Below are 14537 nucleotides of genomic sequence, written 5' to 3' on the forward strand. Positions count from 1 at the left end.
GCTGTTTGCTAATCCAGGGTTCGGGGGAGTTGTAACGTGACTCGCAAGCCGCCTTCGCGCAAGTTCTGCAAACTCACCTCGCCGCCATGGCTATGGGCGATATTGCGCGCAATGCCCAGGCCCAAACCGTAGCCCTGCTGCTGGCCGGCAAGGCGGAAGTGCGGTTCGAAGACTTGCTCCAGACGTTGTTCCGGTACGCCGGGACCTTCGTCGTCCACGTGCAGGATAAATTCCGCGCCATCGTCCTCGATGTGCAAATGCGCGTTCTGCCCATACTTCAAGGCATTGTCGATCAGGTTGCCGATGCAGCGCTTGAGCGCCAGCGGCTTGCCCGGGTAAGGCGCCAAGGCATAGCCGTCCAACGTGACGCGGCCGTTGCCATTGGGCGCCACATAGGGCTCCACCAGGCATTCGAGCACATGATTGAGGTCCACCGGTTCGATGTTTTCGTGGATGTCGGTGTCTTTCACACATTGCAGCGCGCCTTTGACCAACAACTCCAACTCATCCAGGTCGCGGCCGAACTTGGTTTGCAGGTTCTCATCTTCAAGCAATTCAACCCGCAGGCGCAGGCGGGTAATTGGCGTGCGCAGGTCGTGGGAAATGGCGCTGAACAACTGGCTGCGTTCGGTCAGGTAACGGCTGATGCGTTCGCGCATGGCGTTGAACGCACGGCCTACCTCCACCACTTCACTGCCGCCGCCTTCGGCCACCGGCTCCACGTCGGCGCCCAGGGACATATCCCGCGCCGCCCGTGCCAGGCGCTTGAGTGGCCGGCTCTGCCAGTGCACCAGCAGGCCGATGAACAGCAGTAAAAAGCCACTGGTCAGCACGATAAACCACACCTGCTGGGACGGCAGGCCCTGTTCTTCGAGACTGGTGTAGGGCTCGGGCAACAGCGAGGCAATGTACAACCATTCGCCGGGGGCGAGTTGGATCTGGGTGACCAGTACCGGTGGATTCACCGGCTCCAGGGTCAGCGCGTAATGCGCCCAGGAGCGGGGCAGTTCATCGAGCTTCAAACCGGCGTTGAAGATGCGCAGGTCTTCGGCGCTGACGAACTCCACCGAGATATGCACGTCGGCGCCCAGGGTCTGGCGCAGCACTTCGTCGACCGCTTCCAGCACCGCTTGCTTGCGCGGGGTCTGCGGCAATATCGCCATGTCCAGCGGGCGATCGTTGAGGGTGACCACAAACCGGGTGCCGCCCATGCTGCGCAACTGATCGAGCACCAAGGGGCGGTAAGCCACCGGCAGCGAACGGAAATAACTCACGCTCGCGGTCATCGAGTGCGCCAGGCTGCGGGCGCTGGTGACCAAGCCTTCGAGCTGGGTGGCGCGCAATTGCGAAACCCAGATCACGCTGGACAACGCCTGGGCGAACAACACCGCGAGCAAGGTCAACAGCAGCATGCGCCCCAGCAACGAACGCGGTACCGGGAAGCGCCGGCGACGCTCGGTCAGGTGTTCAGTGGGCATTGCCGGCAACCACGCTGGCTGCCAGTTGATAACCGCTGCCACGCACAGTGCGGATCAGCCTCGGGGGTTTTTCGGTATCGCGCAGGCGTTGGCGCAGGCGGCTGACGGCCATGTCGACGATGCGGTCCAGCGGCATCAGGTCACGGCCACGGGTGGCGTTGCCGATGGTGTCGCGGTCGAGGATCTGTTGCGGGTGATCGAGAAACAACTTGAGCAAGGCAAAGTCGGCACCGGAGAGAATCACCTCTTCACCGTCCACATGAAACAGGCGGTGGCTGATCATGTCCAGGCGCCATTCATCGAACACCAGCACGTCGCCATTGCCGCTGCGCTCCTGGCCAAACTGGCAGCGGCGCAACAGGGCCTTGATGCGCGCTTGCAACTCGCGGGGGCTGAAGGGTTTGCCGATGTAGTCATCGGCGCCCAGCTCCAGGCCGATCACGCGGTCGGCTTCGTCGGAACTGGCCGTGAGCATAATGATGGGCACCTGCGCCTGGCGCGGGTGCTGGCGAATCCAGCGGCAAAGGCTGAAACCGTCTTCGTCCGGCAGCATCACATCAAGGATAACCAGGTCGCACGGCGCTTCGTTCATCGCCTGGCGGAACCCCGCGCCATCCGGCACGCCACGCACCTGGAAGCCGGCACGACTGAGGTAGGTTTGCAGCAATTCGCGGATTTCCTGGTCGTCATCGACGAGGAGAATCGATTTACTGATTACGCTCACGGGGTCCTCCTTGTTGTTATGGGGGTGTTATTGATGGCCTCATCGGGGGCAAGTCGAATCGTCGCACCACCCCTCCTACATTGGAATACGTTCCAAATGTGGGGGGGACTTGCCCCGATGAGGCCATCAGTCCCTATGCAAACGCCTGTTCCAGTGCGACGCCAGCCCCGGTCAACCCGGAATACGGCGCGGTCACCAACCACACCGGAATACCTTTGAAGTAGTCGCTCATGCAGCCTTTGTCGCTGAAGCTTTTGGCAAAACCGCTGTGGATAAAGAAGTCGGCAAACCTCGGTATCACACCGCCCACGATGTAGACGCCACCGCGACCACCCGTGGTCAGCACGTTGTTACCCGCGACCCTGCCCAGCCAGATGCTGAACTGATCCAAGACTTCCATCGCCACCGGGTCGCCGGCCAGGCCTGCCGCCGTCACGGCTTCAGGAGTTTCCAGCACCGGGGTGTGGCCGTCCACGGCACAGATCGCCCGGTACAGACGCGGCAAACCGGCGCCACTCAAGACGCTTTCGGCGCTGACATGGCCGATCTCATTGTAAATGTGCTGCCACAGCTGGGCTTCCCGCGGGCTGCTCAGGGGCAGGTCGACATGACCACCCTCCCCCGGCAACGCGGCCCAACGGCCGCCGCCCAAGTCCAGCAAGGTGCCGACACCCAGGCCGGTGCCCGGGCCGATCACCACCGCCGGGCGCAACGGCTCCGGCGTGCCTTCGCAGACCACGCGGAACTCGTCGGGCTTAAGGCGGGTCATGCCCAAGGCCATGGCCGAGAAATCATTCACCAGCAACAGCTCATCCACCTGCAAAGCCCGGCAAAACGCAGTCTTGCTCAAACGCCAGTGATTGTTGGTGAATTTAAATTCATCCCCGCTCACCGGACCGGCCACCGACAGGCACACCGCACCGATGTCGCCGATTTTCAGGCCTTCTTCCTGGAGATAGACCTTGATCGCGTCTTCAGGGCTCCTGTGATCCGCCGTGGCATGCACACGAATCGAATGTAGGGCCTGATCCCGCCACAACGCAAAACGGGCGTTGGTACCCCCGATATCACCGACCAGCGCAAGCTTCACTTAAGCGTCTCCAGGGCAGAGGTAAAGGCGCTGGCGCCTTGCTCTGCGGAGCTTGCGGCCAAGCGCATAAATGCAAACAGCTCGCGACCGGCCCCCACGTTATTGCCCAACAGGCCCGTGGCTGGCGCGCGCGCTGCAAATTCTTCGGCGTCCACCTTAAGCTCCAAGGTGCCTTTCACGCCATCCACACGAATGATATCGCCATCGCGCACCCGTGCCAGCGGCCCGCCGCTCTGGGCTTCGGGGTTGACATGAATCGCGGCGGGGATCTTACCCGACGCGCCCGACATACGCCCGTCTGTCACCAACGCCACCTTGAAGCCACGGTCCTGCAATACGCCAAGGAACGGCGTCATCTTGTGCAGTTCCGGCATGCCGTTGGAGCGTGGCCCCTGGAAGCGCATCACCGCGACGAAGTCTTTTTCCAACTGGCCGGCCTTGAACGCATCGGCCAGGTCCTGCTGGTCCTGGAACACCACCGCCGGAGCTTCGACGATCTGGTGCTCCGGCGCCACGGCGGAGACTTTCATCACGCCACGGCCCAGGTTGCCTTCCATCACGCGCAAGCCGCCTTCCGGGGAGAACGCACGGGCCACCGGGCGCAGGATGGCTTCATCGAGGCTTTCGATCGGGCCATCGCGCCAGATCAGCTCGCCGTCGAGCAGGAACGGTTCCTGGGTGTAGCGGCTCAGGCCCTTGCCGGCCACGGTATTGACGTCTTCGTGGAGCAGGCCGGCTTCCAGCAGTTCGCGGATCAGGAACGACATGCCGCCCGCCGCCTGGAAGTGGTTGATGTCGGCCTTGCCGTTTGGATACACGTGGGACAGGGTGGGCACCACCTCAGAGAGGTCGGCCATGTCTTGCCAGGTCAGGATGATCCCCGCCGACATGGCGATGGCCGGCATATGCAGGGTGTGGTTGGTGGAACCGCCCGTGGCGTTGAGGGCGACGATGGAGTTGACGATGGATTTCTCGTCGACGATCTCACCGATTGGCGTGAAGTTGCCGTTCGCCTTGGTCAAGCGCGTGACCTGATGGGCGGCTTCGCGGGTCAGCGCATCGCGCAGCGGCGTGTACGGGTTGACGAACGAGGCGCCGGGCAAGTGCAGGCCCATCACTTCCATCAACAGCTGGTTGGTGTTGGCAGTGCCGTAGAAGGTGCACGTGCCAGGGCTGTGGTAGGACTTCATCTCCGATTCCAGCAGCTCTTCGCGACTGGCCTTGCCTTCGGCGTAGCGCTGGCGCACATCGGCTTTCTGCTTGTTGGAGATGCCCGACGGCATGGGCCCGCCAGGAACGAAGATCATCGGCAGGTGGCCATAGCGCAGTGCGCCCATCATCAGGCCGGGCACGATCTTGTCGCAGATGCCCAGCATCAGCGCCGCGTCGAACATGTTGTGGGACAGCGCTACCGCCGTGGACATGGCGATCACTTCACGGCTGAGCAGGCTCAGTTCCATGCCGGGCTCGCCTTGGGTCACGCCGTCGCACATGGCCGGGGTGCCGCCGGCGAACTGGCCGACCGAGCCGACTTCGCGCAGGGCTTTCTTGATCTGTTCAGGGAAATGTTCATACGGCTGGTGCGCCGAGAGCATGTCGTTATATGACGAAACAATTGCCACGTTGGCGGCGTTCATCATGCGCAGGCTATTTTTATCTTCGGTGCCGCAACCGGCCACGCCATGGGCAAAGTTGGCGCATTGCAGCTTGCCGCGCATCGGGCCGTCGCTGGCTGCGCCGCGAATGAGCGCAAGGTATGCCTCACGGGTTGCACGACTGCGGGCGATAAGCCGTTCGGTGACCTCAAGAACGCGGGGATGCATGTGTAGAACTCCAGGCTAACGGATGTGGCGACCTGAGTGTCTATGCTGATCAAACGCCCGCAGCACATGGGATGGCAGGGAGTCGTTTAAATCATCGGACCAGTTGATTCAGGTCACTCGTTGTAGATTGAACAAAATATTGCCACTAAAAAGGCTTGTTTTCTATTTTTATGCGAATAATCTTGTAATTCTTACAACAAATCGACGACAGGCACTTTCCAATGACTCTTCGAATCGCAATCAATGGTTTTGGCCGTATCGGCCGCAATGTCCTGCGCGCACTGTATACCCAAGGCTACCGCCAGGATTTGCAGATCGTCGCCATCAATGATTTGGGCGACAGTTCGATCAATGCCCACCTGCTCAAATACGACACCGTACACGGTACTTTCGAGGCAGAGGTCGCCCACGATCAGGAAAGCCTGACCGTCAACGGTGACCGGATCGCCGTCAGTGCCATTCGCAACCCGGCCGACCTGCCATGGGCCGCGCACAAGATCGACGTGGTGTTCGAATGCACCGGTCTGTTCACCGACCGCGACAAGGCGGCCGCCCATATTACCGCTGGCGCGCGCAAGGTAATCATCTCGGCCCCGGCCAAGGGCGCGGACGCTACCGTGGTCTACGGCGTGAACCATGACATTCTGCGTCAATCCCACCAGATCATCTCCAACGCCTCCTGCACCACCAACTGCCTGGCGCCGGTGGCCCAAGTGCTGCATCGCGAGCTGGGCATCGAAAGCGGCTTGATGACCACGATTCACGCCTACACCAACGACCAGAACCTGACCGATGTCTACCATACCGACCCGTACCGGGCGCGTTCGGCCACCCAGAACATGATCCCGAGCAAGACCGGCGCCGCCGAAGCGGTTGGCCTGGTACTGCCGGAACTGGCGGGCAAACTGACCGGCATGGCCGTTCGGGTACCCGTGATCAACGTGTCGCTGGTGGACCTCACCGTACAACTGAAGAAAGAAGCTACCGCGGAAGAAGTCAACGCGCTGCTCAAGGAAGCCAGCCAGCACTCGAAAATCCTCGGCTACAACACCCTGCCGCTGGTATCCAGTGACTTCAACCATAACCCGTTGTCGTCGATCTTCGACGCCAATCACACCAAGGTCAGCGGCAAATTGCTGAAGGTGCTGGCCTGGTACGACAACGAATGGGGCTTCTCCAACCGCATGCTGGATAACTGCCTGGCGCTGTGCAACGCCGAATAACGCCTGTGTTCAGGCGGGGCTTGTTGTGGCAAGCGGGCTTACTGTGGCAAGCGGGCTTGTTGTGGCGAGCGGGCTTGCCCCGCGTTGGGCTGCGTAGCAGCCCCAAAAACTGCCGCCGCGTTTTGCCTGGAAAAACGCGGTGTTCTTATTAGGGCTGCTACGCAGCCCAACGCGGGGCAAGCCCGCTCGCCACAAAAGCGCGCGTCTGCAGAGTTCACCGTGTTGCAGCAAAGTGCCACTTGCCATTCGCATTGATGATAAGCATTATCATTAACTGCCAATCGGTCAGGTATCACTGTGAGCCTATCTCGCTTCAACCATGTCTTTCTCAGCCAACGGCTGATTCTGCTACGCACCTTGCAGCGGATGGTGAATAACCCCAGCACCGCCGAAGACCTGGTGCAGGAAACCTACCTGCGCGTCACCCGGGCCCTGAGCGAGCGGCCGATCGACCACCTTGAACCCTTCGTCTACCAGACCGCCCGTAACCTGGCGCTGGATCACTTGCGCTCGCGCAGGGTCCAGGCCCGCACGCTGCAGGAAGATGTGCCACTGGACATCCTGCAAAGCGTCGCTGCCCCCATCAGCACCCCCGAAGACGCCACCCAGGCCGAACAATTGCTCGAACACTTGAGTGTCAGCCTTGGCCGGTTGAGCGCGCGCCAGCAGCAGATTTTCATCCTCAGCCGCCTGCACGGTTGCAGCTACCAGGAGATTGCCGATCAGTTGAACGTGTCCTTGAGCACCGTGCAAAAGGAACTGAAATTGATCATGGCCATCTGCGTAGGTGTGGCCGAACGGCTGGATCAGCCTTAAGCTTCATCCGACAGAAATGTCGACCAAGGCTGTAGAAAAGATAAATAAAACGTGGCGAAGACCCGAGGCACACCGTGATGGACCCGAATAACCTGCGCCCCCATGAGCTGGCGGATGAGGTGTTGCAAGACCCGGCTATGGACCAGGCACTGGACTGGCTGATCGCCTTGCAGTGCCCGCGGGCCGGGCAGCAGGCCGAGTTTGAAGCGTGGCTGGCCCGCGACCCGGCGCACGTCCATGCGTTCGGGAAGGCGCAGGCTGCCTGGGGTGGCGCTCCCGTACACAGTGCCGCGGTGGCCCTGGCGGCGCCACGCAAACCCAGCGCCTGGCGTCGCCTGCAGCCGCATTGGAAACCCTTGGCCACCGCTGCCGTGTTGCTGCTGGGGTTGTTCAGTTTCAGCAACCTGCCCGTGCGCCTGCAGGCGGACCATCTCACCGTGGTGGGTGAGCGCCAGCGCCTGCAATTGGACGATGGGTCGAAAGTACTGCTGAATACCAATTCGGCGTTTTCCAGCCGCATCGAGGACCATCAGCGCATCGCCCGCCTGTACCAGGGCGAGGCGTTTTTCGAAGTGGTACCCAGCCGCGGCCTGCCCCTGGAAATCGACGCCGGCCCCGTCCGCGCCAGCGTGCGCGACACGGCCTTCGCCGTGCGCTACCTCAATGGCGAAGCCCAGGTGCAAGTGCAGCGCGGCGATGTCGACCTGAGCACTACCTTCGACGACGCCCGTGTGCGCTTGAGCGCGGGCGAAAGCATCCGTATCGGCCCCAAGGGCTTTGGGCCGCCCGCCAAACTCGATGCCAACAAAGACCTGGCCTGGGTCCAGGGCCGGCTGATTTTCGAAAACTGCCCGATGAGCGAAGTGCTTGCCGAATTGCGCCGCTATTACCCGGGCTGGATCGTCAACACCAACGACAAGCTCGCCAGCATCGCCGTCACCGGCAATTACCGCCTCGACCAACCGCTGGACGTGGTGCGTTCCCTGGCGCACATCACCTCGGCCAAGCTGTCGGAATATCCGGCGCTGGTGATCTTGAACTAAATGAGAATTATTTTTACTCGATAGCCTACAGCAGTACGTCTCGTCTTAGCCAATGCAACTGATTCCTATTTGGAACGGTTCGCAACTATAAGACTCGTACCTCCGGAGCGCTCTCGATGTCCTCTCGTTTCAACCGCCGGTCTTCTTCGCCCGTGCTGTCCTTGCTGACCGTCGCCATCCTGCTGGCCGGTGCGCCCGTGATGGCCGCCACGACCACCGAGCCCGTTGCCCGCAGCCACGGCAACTACCGTTTCAGCATTGAGCAGCAGCCGCTGGTCTCGGCCCTGAATGCCTTCACCAGCGTGACCGGCTGGCAAATCGGCCTGCCGGCGGAGCTGGGCCAGGGTGTATCGTCCCCTGGCGTACACGGTGCGCTGTCACCGGAAAAAGCCCTGGAGCGCTTGTTGGTGGGGACCAACCTGAGCTACCGCAAATTGGGCAATAACAACATCGTGCTGGAAAAGCGCGTGGCGGGCAGCACGTTGAATCTGCAACAGGTGACCATCAGCGCCACCCGTAATGAGCAGGACATCAACAGCGTACCGAGCACCGTCAGCGTGCATGGCCGCGAAGAGCTGGACCGCCAGAACGTCAACACCATTCGCGAACTGGCGCGCTACGAGCCCGGCGTCTCGGTGGGCGGCGCAGGCACCCGTTCCGGCAACGCGGGCTACAACATCCGTGGCATCGACGGCGACCGCATCCTCACCCAGGTGGATGGTGTCGAAGTGCCGGACAACTTCTTCAACGGCCCCTACGCCAAGACCCGTCGCAACTACGTCGACCCGGAAATCGTCAAGCGCGTGGAGATCCTGCGCGGACCGGCCTCGGCCCTGTACGGCAGCAGTGCCATTGGCGGCGCGGTGAGTTACTTCACCCTTGACCCGGATGACATCATCAAGCCCGGCCAGGACGTCGGCGCCCGTCTGAAAACCGGCTACAGCTCCGCCGACGAAAGCTGGCTGACCTCCGCCACGGTCGCCGGCCGTTTGCAGGACTTCGACGGCCTGTTGCACCTGAGCCAGCGCAATGGCCATGAAACCGAATCCTACGACGGCAACAACGCTACCGGCCTGGCCCGCACGGGCGCCAACCCGGAGGACGCGCGCACCACCAACGTGCTGGCCAAGTTGGGCTGGAATTATGGCGATGACAACCGCCTGGGCCTGACGTATGAGAAGTACAAGGATGATCGCGACGTCAACCTGAAGAACGCGGTGGGCGGCCCGTTCATCGGCGGCCGAGGCTTCAACCTCTACCGTGATCGTCGCGGTAACGACACCATTACCCGTGAACGTTTCGGCCTGGAAAACAGCGTTGCCCTTGAGTCGCCGATTGCCGACCGCATCAAGACCAGCCTCAACTACCAGATCGCCAAGACCGACCAGACCACCGCCGAAATCTATCAATCGGGCCGTCGCGTCTTGCGCACCCGCGACACGCTTTACGAAGAAAAACAGTGGGTTTTCGACGCGCAGTTGGACAAAGCGTTCAGCCTCGGTGAGACCGATCACCAAGTGACCTATGGCACCACCCTCAAGCAGCAAAAAGTCACCGGCTCGCGCGAAGGCAGCGCCACCTGCCTGGTCGTCGGCAGTGGTTGCACGGCCGTGGGCGCGCCCAGCCCAATGGCCAGTGACAGCGTGAATAAATCCAGCGACTTCCCGGACCCGACCATCAACACCTATTCGCTGTTTGCACAAGACCAGGTCACCTGGGGCAGGTGGACCTTCCTGCCCGCCGTGCGCTACGACTACACCCAGCTCAAGCCCAAGCTGACCCAGGCGTTCCTCAATACCGTAAACCCCACGGGGGCCGACCCCGTGAGCGACCAGGAAAAGACCTGGCACCGCGTGACGCCCAAGTTTGGCCTGACCTACGCCCTGACCGATCAATACACCTGGTTCGGCCAATATGCCGAAGGTTTCCGTACACCCTCCGCCAAGGCGCTGTACGGCCGCTTTGAAAACCTGAACCTGGGCTACACCGTCGAGCCGAACCCGGACCTCAAGCCGGAAACCAGCAAGGGTCTCGAAACCGGGATTCGCGGCAAGTTCGACGCGGGCTCCTTCGAGATCACCGCGTTCTATAACAAGTACCGCGACTTCATCGACGAAGACAACGCCGTTGTCGGCGGCACCCTCGAACAGTTCCAGGCCATCAATATCAAGCGCGCCACCATCAAGGGCGCGGAAGCCAAAGGCCGCCTGAACCTGGATGCGTTCGGTGCACCTCAGGGCCTGTACACCCAAGGTTCGGTGTCCTATGCCTACGGTCGCAACGACGATAACGGCGAACCGCTGAACAGCGTCAACCCGCTCAAAGGCGTATTCGGCCTGGGCTACGAGCAGGACAACTACGGTGGCCTGCTGAGCTGGACCCTGGTGAAAAAGCAGGATCGCGTCGACAGCAGTACCTTCCACGCACCGGACGGCGACACCAGCGGCCCCTTCAAGACCCCTGGTTTCGGTGTCGTCGACCTGACCGCCTTCTACAAAGTCACCAACGACGTGACCATCAATGGCGGCCTCTACAACCTCACCGACAAGAAGTACTGGAACTGGGATGACGTGCGCAGCTACGACAGCGTGGGTGAAGCCGCGGTGACCGGCCCTGCCAATCTCGACCGCCTGACCCAGCCCGGTCGCAACTTTGCGATCAACGTGATCTGGGATATCTGACAACACCCGACTCACCTCGTCGAAATGTCAGCGGCGAGGTGAGGATTTTTTACTGTGCCGCGTCTTCTTGTTCGTCTAGTTGATAACAGCTCTCTTCAGGGCAACAGGCGCTCCCCTTCTCAAGGACTTTTTCATGACCGCTTCTCCTACCGCAGAACGCCCAAGCCTGCGCTCCCAACGCCTGAACCAGATCACCCACGCGCCACATACCCGGCTCGACGCGCTGGTGAAGGCACATGCACCGTTTGAATCCCAGGCCAACTTCGCGCGTTTCGTGGTCGCGCAGTACCTGTTCCAGTCGGAACTGGTGGCGCTGTACAACGATGCCGAGCTGATCAAGATCATCCCCGACCTGGCCGAACGCTGCCGCGCCGAAGCGGCCAAGCTGGACCTGACCGACCTGGACACGCAAGTGCCTGCACCGGTTGCCGGCGCGGTGAACAACCCGAGCAAGGCCGAAGCCCTGGGCTGGCTGTTCGTGTCTGAAGGCTCCAAGCTGGGCGCGGCGTTCCTGATCAAGCGTGCCGTGGGCTTGGGCCTGAGCGAAACCTTCGGGGCTCGCCACCTCGGTGAGCCGGCCGGCGGTCGTGCCGAAGGCTGGAAGCGCTTCACCCGTACCCTCGACGCGCTCGAATTGAGCGCCGAAGAAGACGCCGCAGCGGAAAAAGGCGCGGTGGATGCGTTTGTGCGCTTCACCGTGCTGCTGGAACAGGCGTACGCTAGCGCCCCTGAACTGGCCTGATCCCCCAAATTGAAATGCGGTCGACATGTGGGAGGGGGCTTGCCCCGATAGCAGTGCATCAGCCAACAAATAGGTAACTGACCCACCGCCATCGGGGCAAGCCCCCTCCCACATGTTGATCGCATTTCAGTGCGGACTTTTTGTAAACCTTCCCCCAGAAAAGCTTCACCATGACCGGCAAAACCCAATCCACCTCGAAAATCGCGCAGATTCTCTTCGGCCTGCTGGCCTACGTCAGCCTGGGCATCGGGCTGGTGGCGATTGTCGTGCCGGGTTTGCCCACCACCGAATTCATCCTCCTGGCCGCCTGGGCCGCGACCAAAAGCTCGCCACGCCTGAGTGCCTGGCTGGAAAACCACCGCCTGTTCGGACCGATCCTGTTCAACTGGCGCAACGGCAAGATCATCACGCGCCGGGCCAAGTTCAGCGCCACCGTCAGCATGCTGCTGTGCGCCGGGCTGATGCTGGTGATGCTGGATCACGGCTGGCCGGTCTACCTCGCAATCGCCGGGATGAGCCTGGGCAACCTGTGGATCTGGTCACGCCCCGAACGGCTCGCACAGCCCGTGTGACGCCGACTGTAGCCGTTTTCCTACCGCTTATCGCCTACCTCTCATGAATTGATTTGTTACGCCGATGTTTCAGACATAGCGCTGAATGGAATTGGCCTGAATTGCTTGCCCTCCAACACGTTCATTCGCGAGTAAGCCTATGTTCATCAGCCTCTCCATCCGCCTGAAAATCGTGCTGTTGTCCGGCCTTTGCCTGCTGGGGGTGATTGCGCTGGTCGTCAGTATCAATATCTACAACACCCACCAGAACGATCAGTTGGTCAGCGATTCAAGCTCACGAATGCTCACTGCCAGCGTGGAACAACTGCTGCAGGCCAAGGCCGGGGAGCAAGCGGTACAGTTGCAGAAGACCTTTGGCGATAGCCTGGTGGCCCTGACCGCCCTGGCCGACCAGATCAAAGACCTGCGCAACCTCGGGACCAAGCGCTCCCTTGAGGCCGGCGCCCTGCGTGAAGAACTCAACCAGAGCGTAAAAACCGCCTTCGAGCGCAACAACAAGGTGCTGGGTTTCTGGCTGTCGTTCGAACCCAACGGCCTGGATGGCAAGGACAGCGAATTCATCAATGACAAGGCCCGTGTGTCCAACGAAAAAGGCCGCTTCTCCAGCTACTGGAGCCGCGCCGGCGGCGAGGGCTTGAACACGATCATGGTCGAGGATGACCTGAACAAGACCACCCTCACCCTCAACGGTACGCCCTACAACATCTGGTACACCTGCCCACGGGACACCCGTAATACGTGCCTGCTGGACCCGTATGAAGATACGGTGGGCGGCAAACCCATGCTGATGACCACCATCGCCCAGCCACTGATCGTGGACGGTAAAATGATCGGCGTGGTCGGTGTCGACATCGCCCTCAACACCCTGCAAGCCGCCACCGATGCCGCGCAGCACGACCTGTTCAACGGTGCGGCCCACCTGGAGATTCTCTCCAGCACCGGTCTGATTGCCGCCTACAGTGGCGAGCCGGCCAAGATCGGCAAGAACCTGATCGATACCCTTGGCGCCGAAGGCAAGGAAATCGTGCAACTGCTGGCCAGCGATAACCGCATGATCCGCGAACAGGACGGGACCATTCGCGCCGTGTACCCGGTCAAGCCGATTGCCGACGCCAAAGCCTGGGGCATCGTGATCAAGCTGCCCAAAAGCGTGATGCTGGCCGATAACGTCAAGCTGCAAGCGTTGCTCGACGACGCCCAGGCCAGCGGCACGCTCAAGGCCTTGCTGGTGGCGGCGGCTGCCGGTTTGCTGGGCCTGCTGCTGGTCTGGCTGACCGCCACCGGCGTGACCCGCCCGATCAACAGTGTGGCCGCCATGCTCAAGGACATCGCCAGCGGCGACGGTGACCTGACCCAGCGTCTGGCCTACGCCAAGAAAGATGAACTGGGCGAACTGGTGAACTGGTTCAACCGCTTCCTCGACAAGCTGCAACCGACCATCGCGCAAATCAAGCAAAGCATCACCGAAGCGCGCGGCACGGCTGACCAGTCCTCGGCCATTGCACGCCAGACCAGCGAAGGCATGCAGGTGCAATTCCGCGAAATCGACCAAGTGGCCACCGCCTCCAACGAAATGAGCGCCACCGCCCATGACGTCGCCAACAGCGCCTCGAATGCCGCCAGTGCCGCACGCGGGGCGGACCAGTCGGCGCGTGAAGGCATGTCGATCATCGAGCAAAGTACCCGCGACATCACCACCCTCGCTGAAGAAGTCAGCAAAGCCGTGAGCGAAGTCGAAGCCCTGGCCGTCAACAGCGAGCAGATCGGTTCCGTACTGGAAGTGATCCGCAGCATTGCCGAACAGACCAACCTGCTGGCCTTGAACGCCGCGATTGAAGCCGCACGTGCCGGGGAAAGCGGGCGAGGGTTTGCGGTGGTAGCCGATGAAGTGCGCAACCTGGCCAAACGCACCCAGGACTCGGTCGAGGAAATCCGCCTGGTGATCGAACGCATCCAGAGCGGCACCCGAGGAGTGGTGGCGACCATGCACTCCAGCCAGCACCAGGCCCAGAGCAACGCCGGGCAGATCCATCAGGCAGTGCAGGCCCTGGGCAAGATCAGCGACGCAGTGACGGTAATCAGCGACATGAACCTGCAAATCGCCAGCGCCGCCGAGCAGCAGAGCGCGGTGGCCGAAGAGGTCAATCGCAACGTCTCGGCGATCCGCAGCGTGACCGAGACCCTGACCGAACAGGCCACCGAGTCGGCGGCGGTCAGCAGCCAACTCAACGCATTGGCCAGCCAGCAGATGAAGTTGATGGATCAGTTCAGGGTTTAAAAAACACAACAGGACCCATGTGGGAGGGGGCTTGCCCCCGATGGCTGAGTGTCAGTCAACTTATCTA

Annotated in this window: 11 protein-coding genes; 7 read left to right on the forward strand and 4 right to left on the reverse strand. The window is 61.5% G+C overall.

The genetic code is table 11. From position 1 onward, the window contains the following. Positions 1 to 8 precede the first annotated feature (8 nt). The 4 genes from P2T68_RS30115 to edd all read right to left on the reverse strand — a co-directional run bounded on the left by P2T68_RS30115 (position 9) and on the right by edd (position 5115). Positions 9 to 1478: an ATP-binding protein gene (locus P2T68_RS30115; RefSeq protein ID WP_024077191.1), complete on the reverse strand. Its 1470-nt coding sequence runs from the start codon at positions 1476 to 1478 to the stop codon at positions 9 to 11. After that, positions 1468 to 2202 (reverse strand): response regulator transcription factor, encoded by a 735-nt coding sequence (locus tag P2T68_RS30120; protein ID WP_024077192.1) that lies wholly within the window; start codon positions 2200 to 2202, stop codon positions 1468 to 1470. Before P2T68_RS30120 ends, P2T68_RS30115 begins: the two co-directional genes overlap by 11 nt. A gap of 133 nt (positions 2203 to 2335) precedes the next feature. Then, complete coding sequence (locus tag P2T68_RS30125; protein WP_277378673.1) at positions 2336 to 3292, reverse strand: glucokinase; 957 nt, start codon at positions 3290 to 3292, stop codon at positions 2336 to 2338. After that, the gene (gene edd / locus P2T68_RS30130) at positions 3289 to 5115 is read right to left on the reverse strand and encodes a phosphogluconate dehydratase (protein WP_277378674.1); all 1827 of its coding nucleotides are present in this window, start codon (positions 5113 to 5115) and stop codon (positions 3289 to 3291) included. The genes P2T68_RS30125 and edd overlap by 4 nt, the downstream gene beginning before the upstream one ends. A gap of 221 nt (positions 5116 to 5336) precedes the next feature. Here edd and gap point away from each other — a divergent pair, with 221 nt between their 5' ends. The 7 genes from gap to P2T68_RS30165 all read left to right on the forward strand — a co-directional run bounded on the left by gap (position 5337) and on the right by P2T68_RS30165 (position 14470). Then, entirely contained in the window at positions 5337 to 6338 is a 1002-nt protein-coding gene (gene gap / locus P2T68_RS30135) for a type I glyceraldehyde-3-phosphate dehydrogenase (protein ID WP_015885658.1), read from the forward strand. Positions 6339 to 6635: 297 nt separating this feature from the next. Beyond that, complete coding sequence (locus P2T68_RS30140) at positions 6636 to 7154, forward strand: sigma-70 family RNA polymerase sigma factor (RefSeq protein WP_024077196.1); 519 nt, start codon at positions 6636 to 6638, stop codon at positions 7152 to 7154. A 77-nt stretch (positions 7155 to 7231) separates the two neighbouring features. Continuing rightward, positions 7232 to 8197, forward strand: coding sequence for a FecR domain-containing protein (locus P2T68_RS30145; RefSeq protein WP_069076913.1), 966 nt, complete (start codon positions 7232 to 7234; stop codon positions 8195 to 8197). A gap of 116 nt (positions 8198 to 8313) precedes the next feature. After that, positions 8314 to 10878 (forward strand): TonB-dependent receptor, encoded by a 2565-nt coding sequence (locus P2T68_RS30150; RefSeq protein ID WP_277378675.1) that lies wholly within the window; start codon positions 8314 to 8316, stop codon positions 10876 to 10878. A 133-nt stretch (positions 10879 to 11011) separates the two neighbouring features. Next, complete coding sequence (locus P2T68_RS30155; protein ID WP_277378676.1) at positions 11012 to 11620, forward strand: biliverdin-producing heme oxygenase; 609 nt, start codon at positions 11012 to 11014, stop codon at positions 11618 to 11620. A gap of 170 nt (positions 11621 to 11790) precedes the next feature. Continuing rightward, positions 11791 to 12192: a YbaN family protein gene (locus tag P2T68_RS30160; protein ID WP_024077200.1), complete on the forward strand. Its 402-nt coding sequence runs from the start codon at positions 11791 to 11793 to the stop codon at positions 12190 to 12192. Positions 12193 to 12331: 139 nt separating this feature from the next. Continuing rightward, positions 12332 to 14470, forward strand: a complete 2139-nt coding sequence (locus P2T68_RS30165) for a methyl-accepting chemotaxis protein (protein ID WP_277378677.1) — start codon at positions 12332 to 12334, stop codon at positions 14468 to 14470. Positions 14471 to 14537: the final 67 nt, after the last annotated feature.

This window comes from Pseudomonas sp. G11, from assembly GCF_029457515.1.
GTDB classification, from domain to species: domain Bacteria; phylum Pseudomonadota; class Gammaproteobacteria; order Pseudomonadales; family Pseudomonadaceae; genus Aquipseudomonas; species Aquipseudomonas gorinensis.